Source organism: Ruegeria sp. AG1 (assembly GCF_056541705.1).
Map to the genome: position 1 here is coordinate 196141 of NZ_JBQFYU010000005.1, position 17071 is coordinate 213211.

At 60.1% G+C, this 17071-nt stretch carries 13 protein-coding genes; 5 read left to right on the forward strand and 8 right to left on the reverse strand.

Annotated elements, in window-relative coordinates; genetic code table 11:
- The 4 genes from ACR0B5_RS09290 to ACR0B5_RS09305 form a co-directional block, all read right to left on the reverse strand.
- Window positions 1-960 (reverse strand): nickel/cobalt transporter, encoded by a 960-nt coding sequence (locus ACR0B5_RS09290; protein WP_480540108.1) that lies wholly within the window; start codon window positions 958-960, stop codon window positions 1-3.
- On the reverse strand, window positions 945-1592 hold the full coding sequence (locus ACR0B5_RS09295) for a DUF1007 family protein (RefSeq protein ID WP_480540110.1): 648 nt from the start codon (window positions 1590-1592) through the stop codon (window positions 945-947). The genes ACR0B5_RS09290 and ACR0B5_RS09295 overlap by 16 nt, the downstream gene beginning before the upstream one ends.
- 73 nt (window positions 1593-1665) lie before the next feature.
- Window positions 1666-2469, reverse strand: a complete 804-nt coding sequence (locus ACR0B5_RS09300; RefSeq protein WP_480540111.1) for a thioesterase family protein — start codon at window positions 2467-2469, stop codon at window positions 1666-1668.
- A gap of 8 nt (window positions 2470-2477) precedes the next feature.
- Window positions 2478-3713: an acyl-CoA dehydrogenase family protein gene (locus tag ACR0B5_RS09305; RefSeq protein WP_480540112.1), complete on the reverse strand. Its 1236-nt coding sequence runs from the start codon at window positions 3711-3713 to the stop codon at window positions 2478-2480.
- A gap of 126 nt (window positions 3714-3839) precedes the next feature.
- On the opposite strand from ACR0B5_RS09305, the gene ACR0B5_RS09310 reads away from it, so the two are divergent.
- On the forward strand, window positions 3840-4775 hold the full coding sequence (locus tag ACR0B5_RS09310) for a 2-hydroxyacid dehydrogenase (RefSeq protein WP_480540113.1): 936 nt from the start codon (window positions 3840-3842) through the stop codon (window positions 4773-4775).
- Between the two features lie 6 nt (window positions 4776-4781).
- Here the strand turns inward: ACR0B5_RS09310 and ACR0B5_RS09315 are convergent, their stop codons facing one another.
- Window positions 4782-5132: a hypothetical protein gene (locus tag ACR0B5_RS09315; protein WP_170377750.1), complete on the reverse strand. Its 351-nt coding sequence runs from the start codon at window positions 5130-5132 to the stop codon at window positions 4782-4784.
- 210 nt (window positions 5133-5342) lie between these two features.
- Here ACR0B5_RS09315 and ACR0B5_RS09320 point away from each other — a divergent pair, with 210 nt between their 5' ends.
- From ACR0B5_RS09320 to ACR0B5_RS09335, 4 genes are all read left to right on the forward strand, one after another.
- Entirely contained in the window at window positions 5343-5666 is a 324-nt protein-coding gene (locus tag ACR0B5_RS09320) for a hypothetical protein (protein WP_170472050.1), read from the forward strand.
- Window positions 5667-5720: 54 nt separating this feature from the next.
- The gene (locus ACR0B5_RS09325; protein WP_480540114.1) at window positions 5721-6707 is read left to right on the forward strand and encodes a type I glyceraldehyde-3-phosphate dehydrogenase; all 987 of its coding nucleotides are present in this window, start codon (window positions 5721-5723) and stop codon (window positions 6705-6707) included.
- 253 nt (window positions 6708-6960) lie between these two features.
- On the forward strand, window positions 6961-8766 hold the full coding sequence (locus ACR0B5_RS09330) for an autotransporter assembly complex protein TamA (protein WP_480540115.1): 1806 nt from the start codon (window positions 6961-6963) through the stop codon (window positions 8764-8766).
- Entirely contained in the window at window positions 8763-12842 is a 4080-nt protein-coding gene (locus ACR0B5_RS09335) for a translocation/assembly module TamB domain-containing protein (protein ID WP_480540116.1), read from the forward strand. The genes ACR0B5_RS09330 and ACR0B5_RS09335 overlap by 4 nt, the downstream gene beginning before the upstream one ends.
- 4 nt (window positions 12843-12846) lie before the next feature.
- Here ACR0B5_RS09335 and ACR0B5_RS09340 read toward each other — a convergent pair whose 3' ends face one another.
- From ACR0B5_RS09340 to fdhF, 3 genes are all read right to left on the reverse strand, one after another.
- Window positions 12847-13383, reverse strand: coding sequence for a thioesterase family protein (locus ACR0B5_RS09340; protein WP_480540117.1), 537 nt, complete (start codon window positions 13381-13383; stop codon window positions 12847-12849).
- Window positions 13380-14165, reverse strand: coding sequence for a cyclase family protein (locus tag ACR0B5_RS09345; protein ID WP_480540118.1), 786 nt, complete (start codon window positions 14163-14165; stop codon window positions 13380-13382). Before ACR0B5_RS09345 ends, ACR0B5_RS09340 begins: the two co-directional genes overlap by 4 nt.
- A gap of 111 nt (window positions 14166-14276) precedes the next feature.
- Entirely contained in the window at window positions 14277-17063 is a 2787-nt protein-coding gene (gene fdhF, locus ACR0B5_RS09350) for a formate dehydrogenase subunit alpha (protein WP_480540119.1), read from the reverse strand.
- Window positions 17064-17071 lie beyond the last annotated feature (8 nt).

Here is a 17071-nt window from a genome sequence, read left to right on the forward strand (position 1 = left end):
TTAAATCGCGCGCAACAACAGGCCGCTGGCAATCACGACAATCACTAGCCCTGCCACCAGTTCGATGGTCGGGGCCAGTATCGACGCAAATCGCGTGGCCGAGGCAGAGGCAAGCAACCCGCCGCGCAGGCCAAAGGACGTCCAGCCGACCAGCGTTGTGACAGTCGCGGTGCCCAGCGCCATCGCGAAAGCTCCGGCAACTCCGACCATGGCGATTCCCATCTGCCAGGTCAGGATCAGCACGAACAAGGCCCCGGTACAGGGGCGCGCGGCGATACCCGCGATCAGCACGAGCGCCTCACGCAGTGACCCGACGTTGGCGACCTCTTCCGCGCTGGGACCGTGGCGATGGCCGCAATCCGAGCAGACCTCATCGTGGTGATGATGGTGGTGGTCGCGTTCCTCATGGTGGTGGTCGTGGTGATGCTCATGCTCGTGAGAATGCCCCTGCGCGGCATCGCTGCGAGACCGTCGCGCGAAACTGCGCATCCCGCGATAGACCAACCACAAACCAATGGCCGCGATGGCCGCATAGCTGATTGGCGCCATAACCTGCTCGGTCGTGCCTACCAGTGTCTCGCGCGAGAGCTGGAATATCAGAACCCCGGCATAGACCAGAACAACCGCCGTTACGGCCTGCCCGAAGCTCGACAGCACGCTGATCGCCGACAAGCGCCAGAAGGCAACCTGACGGCCCAGACCGTAGCCTCCGATCAGGACCTTGCCGTGGCCAGGACCGATGGCGTGAAAGAACCCGTAGGCGAAACAAACTGTCAGCAAAGTTGCCACCGCCTGAGGTTGTTCGGCTCGGGCCGCCCGAAGGGCACGCGCGATCTGGTTCTGAAATTCTCGCTGTTCGCCAGCCGCCCAGGCAGCAAGGCTGTCAAACCCGCCGCTGCCCCAGAACCACAAAAGCAGGCCACATGCGAGAGCGACGGGAACAATCAGGTATTTGGACATGAAATCAAAATCTCGGTCGCAAAGCTTTCGCCGACAAGCGGGATATCGTTTTCCTCAAGGTCGTATTCTGCATCCAGGGTCAGCAGAAAGGCCTGCATCTGCGCCAATTGGCCGTCGATATCCGGATCAATCCGTTCGAGCAGACAAGTCGCCGGGCCGGACACAGTGACAGGGCGGGTGACGTCATAGGCGGTGTAATAGGTTTCATCGAAGGCTTTTGCCGAAATCGCCTCGGCCGGAACAGATCCGCCTTCGACGGCGCGCAGATGAGTGGTGACGATGCGGCCATCCTCGGTCGTGGCATACGGCTCCAACGGGCCAGACAAGGCAACCGGGGCACCGGCGGCGGTCACAACCAGATCACCGTTATAGCCTTCCATCCATTGCGCATCAAAACCGGTCAGGAACTGCTGCTCACTATCGGTCAGCGCGCCGTCGCCATCCTGATCCAACCTCATGTCCTCCAGTTGCAGCAGCGAGAACAGCTCGTCATAGGCCCAGGTCACGCGGACATGGGTTAGTTGTCCGGCCTCGTCCACGATGAACTCCAACCCCGTGTCAATGAAGACATGCGGGTGGGCCAAGGCCGGGATCGGCAGGCAGCAGGTCAGGAATGGGAACAACCATCGCATAAGGGCAAGATAGGCGTCGAAGTACGCATCGGCAATGCGATTTCCGGTCTCGATGCAGAAACTGGCCGACCGATCACTTGGGCGGGAACAGAACAATCGTTTGTAAGGCCGTCCCAACGGGTCCCTGCCTGTCATACAACACCGACTGAGACATCCCAATCCCTGAGGACTGCCAATGCGAAACTGATTGAGAGGCCATCCAATCCGAGGTGGGCTCCCGGTGGATGTTGATGGTCAGATCAGTGTTCATGAAGCCCATCTCAGCCGTTGGGGCATTCCATGAGATGCCATTGCCGCAATCCCCCAAGGCACAGAGCGATTGGATCGGAGACTGCACCTCACCCTCCAACAGGTTCGGGGTCCGCATCCACACGGTTTTCGGCCCCACTCCCTGCTTGTACCCCGCCCCGTATCTGATATCGCTAAAATGTGCGAAACCGGGCAGGTCATGGCGCACCTCTCCGATCGGGAAAGGGCCTTCGGCCGCATCTTCGAACCGCAATGGCCGCGTTTCGACATTGGGCACATCGCCCAAGTCCCGGCGCACCACATGCATCGTGGTTGCGGTTGCGCACAGAGTGTCGTCCAGATCATGCACCGTCACTCGTGTGGTCCCGAGCGTTCTGGTATGGCGCGTGGTTTCGGCCGCAACGCGCAGCCCGGCCAAGGGCAAAGGGCGCAGCAGATCGACGGTCAAGCGGGTCAGCATCTTCTCGGGCCCGACCTCGGTTTCAGCGGCACGCACGATCAGGCCGGCCACCGGCCCTGCGTGACAATGCTCCGCCGACCAAGGACCGCGCGCCGGGTCGTTGCCAACAAAAGCCCCGTCCTCTCGCTGATGAAAATAGGAGAGATCTTCGAAATCATAGGTAGCCATCCGGGGCGTCAGACCTTTTCCTGAGTGTATTTCCTAAGCTCCGCACGCGCGACCTGACGGCGATGTACCGCGTCCGGCCCATCGGCAAGGCGCAATGTCCGGACATGGGTCCAGGCATTGGCCAGCGGGGTATCCTGACTGATCCCCTGCGCCCCGAACATCTGCACCGCCTCGTCAATCACTTTCAAAGCGACCTGAGGCGCAATCACCTTGATCTGGCTGATCCACGGCGCCGCCGCCCGCGCGTCACCCTGATCCATATACCACGCTGCCTTAAGGCACAGCAGACGGGCCATTTCGATATCCATCCGGCATTCCGCGATGATGTCGTAGTTAGCCCCAAGCTGCGCCAGCTTCTTGCCGAACGCCTCGCGCTGCAGCGACCGTTTGCACATCTGCTCAAGTGCGCTTTCGGCCTGCCCGATGGCGCGCATGCAGTGGTGAATGCGGCCCGGTCCCAACCGGCCTTGCGCGATTTCGAACCCACGACCTTCACCCAGCAAGATGTTTTCCGCGGGGATGCGGACGTTGGTGAACCGGATGTGCATATGTCCGTGGGGTGCATCGTCGTGGCCATAGACCTCCATGGGCCGCAGGATCTCGATCCCCGGCGCGTCAGCCGGCACCACGATCATGGACTGGCGCTGATGCTTCGGCTGATCTTCGCCCCCTGTTTTGACCATCACGATGTAAACCTTGCAGCGCGGATCACCTGCACCCGAGGACCACCATTTCTCACCATTGAGAACATAGTCATCCCCGTCCCGCACACAGGACATCGACACATTTGTCGCGTCAGATGAGGCCACGTCCGGCTCGGTCATCAAATAGGCCGAGCGGATCTGACCTTCGAGCAGAGGCTTCAGCCATTGCTCTTTCATCTTCTCGGTGCCGTAACGCTCGAACACCTCCATGTTTCCGGTGTCGGGGGCCGAGCAGTTAAATACCTCGGCCCCAAGGGGTGTCTTGCCCATCTCTTCGGCGAAATAAGCGTATTCGACCGTTGTCAGACCAAAGCCCTTTTCGCTGTCGGTCAGCCAAAAATTCCAAAGCCCGGCGGCCTTGGCCTTGGCTTTCAACCCCTCAAGGATTTCCGCCTGACGGTCTGTATATTGCCAACGGTCGCCCTTGCCGATTTCGGCCTGATATTCCTCTTCCAGCGGCATGATCTCATCGCGGATCATATCTGCGACACGCTGCAAAAGGGCGCGGTTTTCCTCGCGCAGACCGAATGACATGTTCATGAACGCTCCTCCGTTGCCCATCGGTTCGGGCTTTACCTTCGCCTGAAGAATGGCTTAGCTGCCCGGACCCTGTCCAGTTCCGTGACGGAACGTCACCTCCATCTATTTCCAATACATGAGGCACCCATGGCACTTTTGATCGAAACCGGCCTGTCCAACTGGATAAGCGATGCGGATTTGGCCAAAGAGGTCCTGCACCAGTCGCCCGAAGCTGATGTCCGCACCCCAGACACGATCGGGAATCCAGCTGAAATCACCATGGTGGCGGTCAGCACGCTGCAGGATGCGCATATTGAGCGCCTGCCCAACCTCAAACTGGTGCAGAAACTGGGCGCTGGCGTGGAAACCATCGTAGGCAACGCCAAATTGCCCGATCATATCCGCGTCGCACGCCTGAGGCCGGACGCTCCGGCACAAGAAATCGCCGAGTGGTTTCTGGCCCATATCCTGCGCGCCCAACGCCATTTAGGAGACTACGAAGCCGCCCAGCGCCGGTCTGAATGGTCCCCCAAAGCGCCGCGCATCACGTCAGAGACAAAGGTCGGTGTACTGGGGCTTGGTACGATCGGCACGCGCACGGCCCTCATGCTGAAAGGCCTTGGCTTCCAGGTCATGGGATGGAGCCGGTCACCCAAGCAAATTGACGGCGTGACCTGCTTGCACGGTCAGGATGCCCTGCCTGAACTGCTTGGTCTGTGCGACTACGTATGCGCCATCTTACCCTCGACCCCGCAAACCGTTGGACTGTTTGGTGCCGACATATTGGCGGCGATGAAGCCCGGCAGCCATCTGCTGAACGCAGGGCGCGGCGATCTGATTGACGAGACCGCATTGATCGCTGCATTGGACGCAGGCACACCCGGCCATGCCGTTCTGGATGTTACTTCTCAGGAGCCTTTACCGCAGGACAGTCCTCTTTGGCAGCATCCCGGCGTGACGATCACGCCCCATGTCTCGGGCTGGCATCTGGGGGATGCACTTGCAGACGTGGCCAGGAATTTCGAACGGCTGACCTCGGGCAAGCCGCTGCTGCACGAGATCGACCGAGGCAGGGGCTATTGAAGCGAATCAGGGCGTCAGCAACCAGTTCCCACTGGCGTCCTTGCACCTGCGCGTTCGAATCTGCCGGTTCTGCTCATCTCCGCCGGGTTCAACGGAATGCTGCAACGAGACACAGTTCCCCTGTACCGCAGCGATACGCACGGTGCCTTTCGAACCAGTTGCATCATTGGTCCATGCGCGTTCTTGTCCAACGGACGGAGCACCGCTGGTCAACAACGCGGTCGAGGCCGCGCTCAGCACTTCGAAATCCTGCGGGCTGAGGCCCATTTCCGCAATAATTCGTGACAGAGGTTTGGCCTGAACCGCCCCAACCGTCAGAACTACAGCTGCCAAAACCAAAGAAATCCGGGCTTTCATATGTGCCTCACATGACTGAAATCAATTTGTCCTCAAGGATATACCCCAGCGCGGGCCGGGCCAAGCCCCGAGCGGTTGCACCTTCAGAAAATCCAAATTGAGCGCCTGAAACGCGCAAAGGTTCTGCGAATTTGACCCAAAAGGGTTCACAGCAGCGCCTAAATCTGGTGAAATCAGGGAAATTCTCATTTGAAAGTAGGAGTTTGCACTATGACCCTGCGCCTGCCCCTTCTGGCCCTGGCCGCGGTTGCCACTTTGACCGTCGCGCCAAGCGCCCCTGCCATCGCCAAGGAAGAGACCAAGTCCGTCGTGGTTCTCAGCCGCACTTGGGCGGTCACCCAAGTCGCCGAAGAACCAGTGATCTATCGCGCCACGCGGGACAACAACAACCTCAACCCGTTCGGCCCGCCACCGCGCCTGCGGACCCTGCAGGCCATTGCTGCAATTCAGCAGGCCACTGGCTGCAGACCCATCGTGGCCAGCATGTATCAAAACATCTCGGGCCAGTTTTTCTCGCAGGTCAGCTGCAACTGAAATTGGTACAATACTTTCATTGAGGTCGCCTGAGACGCCTGCCATAGCTTGCGCATGAAACTCGCGATCAATGGATTCGGCCGTATTGGCCGCACGATCCTGCGGCAGGTTCTGGCCTTGCCGCAAGGATCAGATATCGAGCTGGTGCTGATCAACGACATCGCGCCGCTGGCAACCTGCGCCTACCTGTTCAAATACGACAGCACCTTCGGCCCCTATGCCGGAGAGGTCTCTGAGGGAAACAGCGCGCTGGTCGTGGATGGGCAGGCTATCCTCATGACCCACAGCTCTGATCTTGCAAATATCGACCTGTCGGGCGTGGATGTCCTACTGGATTGCACCGGTATCGCGCGGACATCCGACGTGGCACAGCGTGGATTGGCCGCCGGGGCGGGCAAAGTGCTGATCTCCGGCCCCTCTCCAGCCGCCGAGGTGACCGTGGTCCTTGGCGCCAATGAGGATCAACTGGGCAGCGCTCATGTCGTCTCGAACGCGTCCTGCACCACCAACGGGCTGGCGCCTCTTGTCCGGGTTCTGGATGACATCGGCGGGATCACTACGGGCCACATGACGACCATCCACTGCTATACAAACAGCCAACCGATGGTGGATGCCCCGCGCGGTGACCTTGCCCGCTCGCGCGCAGGCGCGCTGTCGATGGTCCCAACGACGTCAAGCGCGATCCACCTGATCGACGTCGTTCTGCCGCATTTGGCCGGGCGCATCTCGGGCGCGGCGGTACGGGTGCCAACGGCCAGTGTTTCGGCCATCGACCTGGTCGTCACGCTGGACCGCAGCCTTGACGCAGAGGCCTTCGAAAAGGCCCTGCGCGATCAGGTCAGCGCGTCGCCGGTTCTCGGATGGACAGATATGCCGCTGGTCTCCTCTGATCTGCGCGCCCGGCCCGAGTCGCTGGTCATCGCTGGACCAGAGACGCGCATGGTCGGCGCGAACCAGGTCCGTGTCTTTGGCTGGTACGACAATGAATGGGGCTTCTCCGCGCGTATGCTGGACGTCGCCCGCCTGATGACCGTCGCCTGACTAGCCGCAACCGCAGCGCGCCCCGCGCGCTGCCCGGCCCAACCGGTTCGGGCGCATCTACGATGCGACCAAACCGGGCGGGAGCCGCCCCAAGCCGTCGACCCTGACGCAACACAACTGCGGACCTTATTCACTCGCCACACATCAAAAGCCTTTTCCTGAACGGCCTCAAATGCTCTAACATGAATTTAATCGACCGCGATCCGACAGCGCGGTCGAATAGTATTCGAGTTGAGGCAGTTGGAGCCATTTGATGCAGGGCAGCAGACCGCAACGCCGTCTGACGGGTTGGCTTTTGGCCGCAATGACAGCTTTGGCCCCAACCGGCCTGTTGGCCCTTGAAACCAATCTCGTCGCTCCGGGGGCCTCAAAAGAGTTAAGAGAACGCATTGAGGAGACTTCGTCCGTCACGACCGCCGACTCCCGTGGTCTGGACACCCCCTTGGAAATCCTCTCAGCCGCCCTGTCAGACTATCGCACCATTGTTCAGATTCTTTACGACGAGGGCTATTTCAGCCCCGTGGTCAGCATCAAACTCGACGGCAAAGAGGCCGCGGACCTCAGCACCCTGAGCGTTCCCGCGCAAATCAACCGCGCCGTGATCACCGTAGAAACTGGCCCAAGCTTCCGGTTCGGCAAAGCAATCGTACAGCCCGTGGCCCCGGACACAGTGCTGCCGGAAGAGTTCGCGCCGGGCAAACTTGCCACTACAGGGGCAATCCAACAGGCAACCTCGGCCGGGGTGCAGGGGTGGAGAGATGCCGGTCACGCAAAAGCCGAACTTGCGAACCAAACCATCATCGCCCGCCATGCACAGGCGCAGCTGGACGCACAGATTGATCTGGATCCGGGGCGTCGCCTGACTTTCGGCAGAATGTTCATCAAGGGCGACACTGACGTCAAACACCGCTCCATCGAAGATATCGCAGGCTTCCCAAGCGGCGAGGTCTACTCTCCCGCCAAAATCCAGAAAGTCGGCACGCGCCTGCGCCGGACCGGTACCTTCAGCGTAGTCTCGATCACAGAACGCGAGACCCCCAACCCCGATGGAACGCTGGATTTCGATGCCACCTTCGAAGACCTGCCCAAACGCCGCCTGACCTTTGGGGTCGAACTGGCCTCTCGCGATGGGTTGGATGTGACGGCCACATGGACTCACCGTAACGTTTTTCGCCGGGCCGAGCGGCTACGATTTGAAGCCGCCCTGCGCAACATTGGCGGGGCCGAGGATTTGGACGGGCGGATCGGTTTAAGACTGGACCAACCCGACCGACTAGGACCCGACGACAATACGTTCTGGAACGCTCTGTTGGAACGACGCAACACGGAAAACTACAACGTTACCGTGGCCTCATTGGCTTATGGTGCGCGGCGCACGTTTTCAGACAGGCTCTATGCCGAAGCGTCTGTCGGTTTTCAGTGGTCGGATGCCGATGACGCCTACGGAGATGGGCGAAAATTCCGATACTTCATAATCCCCTTTCGGTCAGAATGGGACGAGCGCGATAGCAAGATCAGCGCGACACGCGGGTTTTATCTGGACGCGCAGGCCACTCCCTTCGCAGGGTTCTCCGGAACCGAAAGTGGCATTCGCCTCTTCGGAGACGGACGGGCCTACACCAGTCTGGGTACTGGCGGAAAACTGGTCCTTGCCGGGCGCGTTCAAATTGGGTCTGTCATTGGCCCATCAGCAGATGGGGTAACGCCGGACTTCCTGTTCTTCTCGGGCGGTGCTGGAACCGTTCGCGGGCAGCCTTTCGAAAGCCTGGGTATTCCGGTGGGAACCGGCATCGCAGGCGGAAAATCGTTTCTCGGCTTTTCCGGCGAGGTACGCGGCAAAGTCACGGAAAGCCTGTCACTGGTCGGGTTCTATGACTACGGTACCGTGGATACATCGTCGTTCATTGGCAGCGATGCCGAAAATCACGCCGGTGCCGGTCTGGGTGTGCGTTATGATCTGGGGGGATTCGGACCCTTACGTTTTGATCTGGCCTACCCGGTTCAGGGCGACACCGGCAACGGGCTGCAATTCTATATCGGGATTGGACAGGCATTTTGAAACGCTACCTCGCATATCCGCTGCTGATCGGCACGCTGACCTTTGTGCCCCCAGCCCTGCACGCCCAAGAGGACGAAGGCGGCAGCATGATCGAGCGGTTCCTGCAGGATACGCTTTCGGGTGATGACCAGAACGTCACCGTCACGGGCCTACAGGGCGCGCTGAGTTCCCGTGCCACCATTGCCGAGATCACGGTGGCCGATGATGAAGGCGTCTGGCTGACCATCAAGGATGCGGAATTAGACTGGAACCGTCTGGCGCTGATCCGGGGGCGGTTCTCGGTCAACGCGTTGACCGCACAGGAAATCGACATCGCCCGTGCCCCTGGCACCACGACCGAGGAGGCCCCGCCCCCTTCGGCCGAGACCACGCCGTTCCAACTGCCCGAACTGCCTGTTGCCATCGAAATCGGAGAGCTTCGGATTGATGAATTGGCCTTGGGCGAGCCCTTGATCGGCGTTGCCGCTGACCTGAACGTCACCGGCAACCTGTCGCTGGCCGATGGAACATTGGATACCAGCCTCGACATCACCCGTCTGGACCGTGCCGGAGACGAAATCACCCTCAAAGCCGGCTTCCAGAATTCCAGTAGCCAAATTGACCTGGATCTCAGCGTTGTCGAAGCCTCTGGCGGCCTCATCTCAACCGCGCTGAAAATCCCCGACAGCCCACCTATCGGCTTGACGGCCAAAGGCTCTGGCCCGGTGACGGACTTTACCGCCGATATCAGTCTCAGCAGTGACAGCCAGCCGCGCGTGTCCGGGCAGGTGCGTCTGCGTGCCGCCGAAAGCGGTGCAGCGGATGGGATCGCGTTCACCGCCGATCTGGGCGGTGACCTGACGCCCTTCGTCGCCAGCGATATGGATGTATTCTTTGGCACCGACACGCGACTGTTTGTCGATGGCCAGACCCAGCCGGAAGGCGCGCTGAACATCAGTGATCTGGAATTCACGTCTCAGGCGCTGAAACTGGAAGGCCAGTTGGAACTGGCCTCGGGCGGCACCTTGCAACTGGCCGCTCTGCAGGGCCGCATCACCCCACCTGAGGGCGACAAAGTGGTTTTACCCGTGTCAGGTGGGGGTACGTCGATCGAGGCAGCTCAAATCTCGGCCCTGTTCGACCAGCAGAACGGCAATCTGTGGGACCTGAGCCTGACGGCCAATGGCCTGACTACAGACCAGATCAGCCTGCGGCGCGCGCAAATTGCGGCGCAGGGGAGCTTGGAACAAGGAGATGCCCTCAGCCTGGATGGTGACCTTCAAGCCGCGCTTGACGGTCTGGATCTGTCAGATCCGGCTCTGAACACTGCGATAGGCGACCGGATCACGCTGGACGGCGTGTTTGAATATGGCAGCGACGAGACGCTGAACCTATCCGGGTTCGAATTGATCGGGGCAGACTACACACTTGATCTCGACGCGCTGATCAGCGGGCTGACCAGCGGCCTGAACATCGACGGGTCGGCGAGGCTCGACGCCTCCGACCTTTCGCGGTTCTCGGATCTGGCCAAGCTTGACCTCGGCGGCGAGGTCTCGGCCACCGTCGAAGGCAGCGGCTCTCCGCTGGAGCGCAGTTTTGACGGGAAAGTCACCGTCAAAGGTCGCGATCTGTCCACGGGACGAGACGACATCGACCCGGTGATCACGGGCGAGACCACGATCACGCTGGATGCAAAACGCGGCTCGGACGGTGTGACAATCCGGGACTTCACATTGATCGCAGATGCCGCCCGGGCACAGGCTGCAGGAACTGTGACCACGCCCGATGGGAACCTGTCCATTGACGGGCAAGCCACGGTCAGCGCGCGGGACTTGTCGGTTTTCTCGGGCCTCGCCAAGCGTGATCTGGGCGGTTCGGTACAGGCCAGTCTGAACGGCAAAGGCACAGTCCAAACGCTGGAGTTTGACGGTACGGCCAGCGTGAACGCGCGGGATATCAAGACCGGGATGGATGATCTGGACCCACTTCTGGCCGGGCAGACCTCAATCGAGTTCGATGGAGCACTGTCGCAAGAGCAGATCGAGATTCGTCAGGCTACGATCAACGGCCGCGCTCTGACGGCCGAGGCCGCCGCGACGATCACGGATCCCACCGGTGATCTGGCCGTTGACGGGCAGGCCAAGGCGAACGTGCCCGACCTATCGCTGTTCTCAGGCCTTGCGGGGCGTGATCTGGCCGGGTCTGTGAAGGCCGATATGCAGGGCAAAGGCGCTATGGGCAGCAAGCTGTTCGATGTGCAGGGCACGGTCGAGGCCAATGACATCCGCATTGGGATCGAACAGTTGGACGCGCTGGTTTCGGGTCGCACGACTCTGAACGTGGATACCGAAAACACTGACGCCGGTATGAACATCCGCACCTTCCGGCTAAACGGGACGGCGCTGACGGCAAATGCCTCGGGCCAGCTTGATCGTGAATCAGGCGGGCTGAACTTTTCGGCGATGCTGGATGACCTCAGCCGCCTATCCACTACGTTGTCTGGTCCTTTGAAATTGGATGGCAACGTCGCGCCTACTCAGTCAGGGCTCGAAGGCACCGCACGTCTGCAAGGACCTGACAGCTCGTATGTAAACGTTGTCGGAACGGTTGAGACGGATGGCTCGGCAGATCTGGACTACGAGGCCAAGTTCAACCGGATCGAACGCTTTGTACCGGACTTCCCTGGAACAATGTCGGCCGAAGGCACTGCGAAACGCGACAATGGAGTCTGGACGATTTCGTCAAACGCGACAGGGCCCGCGGATCTCAGCACCGAGCTGTCCGGCACGTTTGATGAGGGTACGGGCCTGGCAGACGTAACCGCCCAAGGTGGGATAAATCTGGGTATCGCCAATGCGTTCATCACGCCCAACAAGATCGAAGGCTCAGCCCGTTACAATCTGGCGCTCAAGGGCCAACCCGGGCTGGAGGCACTGTCGGGGACGATCACAACCTCGGGCACGTCCTTTGCGATACCGACTGCTGGACAAACGATCACTGGAATTGGCGGGTCGGTCGATCTGGCCCAAGGCCGCGCCACGATATCTATTAACGGGGCCATGCGTGCAGGTGGCGGGTTCACCGTCAGCGGACCCGTCGACCTGACCCCGCCGTTCAACGCTCAGATCACGACGACATTGAACAACCTCGTGCTGACCGACCAGCTGCTCTACGAGACCACGCTGAACGGTCAGATCGTGTTGGCGGGCGCTTTGACAGGGAATAGCAGCTTGGCGGGGCAGATCACATTTGGCGAAACCAACATTAACCTCGCTGCCGCATCAGGCGCCGTCGGGGCAGCTCCGATCCCCGAAATACAGCATATCAACGAAAGCCGTCTGGGCTATGTCACCCGCGAACGGGCGCAACTGATCGCCACGGAAGAGCAAAGCAAAAGCAACTCGCGCATTGCGCTGGATATCAGTCTGCTGGCCCCCAAAGCCGTTTTTGTAAGGGGGCGCGGCGTGAATGCGGAACTGGGTGGGAATATCTCAATCGGTGGCACCACGACATCCGTTGTCCCTTCGGGCCAGATCGAACTGCTGCGCGGCAATCTGGATATTCTGGGACGCAGGCTGACTCTGACCAAAGGGATCGTCACACTGCAAGGGGACCTGACGCCCTATATCGAGTTCGAATCTTCGAGCAGCACATCAGACGGGACCGCAACGATCGAGATCGCCGGGCCTCTGGATTCGCCCGAAGTCAATGTTTTCTCAGACCCCGAACGCCCGACCGAAGAGGCGCTGGCCATGCTGTTGTTTGGCAACCGGTTCTCGGAACTCTCACCTTTTGTCATCGCACAGATGGCGGCCTCTCTGGCGCAACTCAGCGGGGCTGGCGGCGATGCGACCAAGGGCCTGCGCGACTCGACCGGTGTTGACACGGTGGATATCGGTGCGACCGAAGGCGGCGCGGGTCGCTTTGGCGCAGGAGCATATCTTGGGGACAATCTGTACACGGACTTCACCGTCAACACAGACGGCGATACCGAGGTAAACCTGAACCTGGACGTCACAGACAGCTTCACTGTCCGGGGCACTGTTGACGGGCGCGGAGAAACCGGGATCGGGCTGTTTTTCGAGCGCGATTACTAACAGACTACTTTCGGCGAATACCAATCGGCTGGCCGATTTGTGGTGCCGCGGGAAGCGCCTTGTGATCGGCGACCATCCGCGCCAGCCGCCTGACCGCCCAATCCGGGTAAGGCGCAGACCGCCCCGTCGCGTGGCTGACATTCATGAACAGCACCTCTTGCGTGGCACACACCGTTTCATCCGGCATTGAGACCATCTGCCCGAAATAGTGCCCTCGTTTCTGATCTGCATCTAGAAGCCGAAACCGAAAGTTTATCGTCATGTCCGGAGTGACCTCGCGCAGGAACTGCATATGCGACTGCAGCACATATGGCCCCTGCCCCATCGCGGCGACCTGTGGCTCACCCAAGCCTAGATGATCGACCAGCAGACGTTCAAAAGCCATGTCGAACGCCACGCCATAATAGCCGACGTTCATATGCCCGTTGTAGTCGACCCAGTCCGGCTGCAAAGCAAAGCCGTGGATTTCGATCGGTGCATTATACGGGCCATCATGGCCGCCAAGAGGTTGTGTATCTTGCGACATGTTGGTGATTTTCACTCCTCAGGGTCCTCAAAGATCGCGACGGCGCGGATGAACCCAGCAGACGCACCTTTGATCTTGAAGGGAAAACAAGAAATCTCAAACCCCATTGCGGGCAGTGTTTCGAGATTGGTTAGCTTCTCCATGTGGCAATAGCCTATCTCCATCGAGGCGCGGTGCCCCTCCCAGATGATCGAGGCATCTTTAGTTTCCGCATATTCCTGTGCGGTCAACGGGAAGGGCGCGTCCCAACTCCAGGCATCCGTGCCTGTGACGCGCACGCCGCGTTCAGTCAGATAAAGGGTTGCTTCCCACCCCATGCCGCAGCCCTTCATCAGATAGTCGGGCTGGCCATATTGCGTCCCGGCAGAGGTGTTGACGACTACGATATCCAACGGTTTCAGCGTATGACCGATCCGTTTCAGCTCGGCTTCGACATCCGCTGCTGTGACCACATAACCATCCTCGAAATCGCGAAAATCTAGTTTAACGCCGGGGTTCATGCACCACTCCAGCGGCACCTCATCGATGGTGATCGCCCGCTCACCTTTGTTCATTGTCGAATGATGATGATAGGGCGCATCCAGATGGGTCCCGTTATGGGTCGCGATTTGCAATCGTTCGATTGCCCAACCCTCACCGCCCGGCAGGTCATCCTTTTGCAGGCCGGGAAAGAAGGACATGACCTGCTCGGCCGTTTGGTCATGGGTCAGGTACTCGATCTCAGGCAGCATGATCGGCGGGTCTGACACGATCCCGGTTTCCAGCGGAACGGACAAATCGACGAAACGGCGGGGCATCGGCAACTCCATCATGAATGACGGTGACAGGGTTGGCCGCGTGTAAGCCGCTGTCAAGACGTGAAAAAGGCGACCCAATGGGCCGCCTTTTCCGAGCGTCTGGAATGGAGTTTACTCTGCCGCGATGGCGTCTTCGATCTTTTCGACCCGGATTGCCGAGAACTTGAACTCGGGGATTTTGCCATAGGGGTCGATGGCCGAGTTGGTCAGGATATTCGCCGCAGCCTCGACATAGGCAAACGGGATGAACACCATATCTTCGGCAATCGCACGGTCAGCACGAACCATGATCTCGATGGAGCCACGACGCGTGGTCAGGCGGATCATCTCGCCCGGTTCAATCCCCATCAGTTTCAGTGTCCGCGGGTTCATCGAACAGTTCGCCTCAGGCTCAACCGCGTCCAGAACATTAGCGCGACGAGTCATCGACCCAGTGTGCCAATGCTCCAGCTGACGACCGGTGGTGGCGATCATCGGGTATTCGTCATCCGGGGCCTCATCCGGCGGGATGACGCTGGCCGGAGTGAACCGGGCCTTGCCGTCCGCACGTGGGAAGCCGTCACCGAACACGATCGCCTGACCCGGGTCTGTCTCGGACAGGGACGGATAGGTGATGGTCTCGGTCTCCAGACGCTCCCACGTGATGTTGTTGAGCGAGTTCATTGTCAACTTCATCTCGTTGAACACCTGCGACACGTCGGTGTAGTCCCAGTTCAGCCCGATCCGCTGCCCAAGCTCAACGGTGATCTTCCAATCCTCGCGCGCCTCACCCGGAGGGGTCACGGCCGGACGTACACGCTGGACCTGACGGTTGGTGTTCGACACGGTGCCGTTCTTCTCATAGAGCGCCGAGGCAGGCAGGATGATATCGGCGTAGTTCGCCGTTTCCGTCAGGAAGATATCCTGCACGATCATCAGCTCCAACTTGGCCAGAGCGTCGCGGGCGTGACCAACATCGGGGTCGGACATGGCCGGGTTTTCGCCCTGGATATACATCCCCTTGATGTTGCCCGCATAGGCCTGATCAATGATCTCGGTGACGGTCAGGCCCTTCTCGTTCGAGAAGTCACGCTCGTCATTCCAAACACTGTTGAACTTGGCTCGGATGTCATCGTCCATGACCGACTGATAGTCCGGCAGGAACATCGGGATCAGACCGGCGTCCGAGGCCCCCTGCACGTTGTTCTGACCCCGCAGAGGGTGCAGACCCGCGCCGGGTTTGCCCACATTGCCGGTCATCAACGCAAGGCTGATCAGGCAACGAGAGTTGTCGGTCCCGTGAATGTGCTGGCTGACGCCCATACCCCAGAAGATCAGGCCGGCCTTGGCCTGCGCAAAGGTGCGCGCGACGCGGCGTAGCTGCTCGGGTTCGATACCACAGATCGGCGACATTGCCTCGGGCGTGAACTGGCGCAGATGCTCTTTCTCAGCTTCCCAGTTCTCGGTCCAGCGATGGATGTACTGGCTGTCATAGAGCTCTTCCTCGACGATCACGTTCATAATCGCGTTGAGCATCGAGACATCAGCCCCCGGACGGAACTGCAGCATTTCATCGGCAAACTTGCGCATACCGACGCCGCGCGGGTCCATCACGATCAGCTTGCCGCCGCGTTTGGCGAACTGCTTGAAGTAGGTCGCTGCAACGGGGTGGTTCTCGATCGGGTTCGAGCCGATGATGATCGCCACATCCGCGTTTTCGATCTCGTTGAAAGTCGCGGTCACCGCGCCCGAGCCCACGTTCTCGATCAGGGCCGCAACCGACGACGCGTGGCACAGACGGGTGCAATGATCGACGTTGTTGTGACGGAAGCCCTGACGGATGAACTTCTGGAAGAGATACGCTTCTTCGTTAGTGCATTTGGCCGAGCCAAAGCCCGCAACGCTGCGCGGGTCGTCTTCGCGCAGGGCCATCAGCTTGGTGGCGGCCAGATCCATCGCCTCTTCCCAGGTCGCTTCGCGGAAATGAGTATCCAGATTGCCCGGATCGACGTTCAAACCTTTTTCAGGCGCGTCCTCACGACGGATCAGCGGCGTGGTCAGGCGGTGCGGGTGGTGGATGTAGTCGAAACCAAAGCGGCCTTTGACACACAAGCGGCCTTCGTTAGCGGGGCCGTTGATGCCCTCGACATATTTGACCTTGCCGTCCTTGACCTTCAGCGAGACCTTGCAGCCTACGCCGCAGAACGGGCAGACGCTTTCGGTTTCGCTATCATAATCCTTGCTGTCACCCTTCTCCTGGTCGTCCAGCACGGTGGCGGGCATCAGCGCACCGGTGGGGCAAGCCTGAACGCACTCACCACAGGCCACACAGGTCGAATCGCCCATCGGGTCGTTCTGGTCGAACACCACCTGAGCCGTATGGCCGCGACCGGCCATGCCAATCACGTCATTCACCTGCACTTCACGGCAGGCACGGACGCAGAGGTTACAGTTGATGCAGGCGTCCAGATTGACGCGCATCGCAACGTGGCTGTCATCCAGCAGCGGGATCTTTTCGGCCTCTTTCGCCGGGAAACGGCTCTCGCTGACATCGTTCAGCTTGGCCATGTCCCAGAAGTGGCTGGAGGCGTCATGTGCCTCTTCGGGCTGATCGGCGACCAGCAGTTCCATAACCATGGCGCGCGATTTCTCGGCGCGGTCGCTGTCGGTCTTCACCACCATACCGTCTGCGGCAGGGCGGATGCACGAGGCGACCAGCGTGCGCTCGCCTTCCACCTCAACCATACAGGCGCGGCAGTTGCCGTCCGGGCGATAACCCGGCTGCGGTTTGTGGCACAGATGCGGGATGGTGAACCCCTGCCCCTTGGCGGCTTCCCAGATGGTCCAGCCCTCGGGCACGGTGACATCTTCGCCGTTCAGGTTGAACGTGACGGTCTTGGTTGGGCTTGCGTCTAGCATGGCTCTGT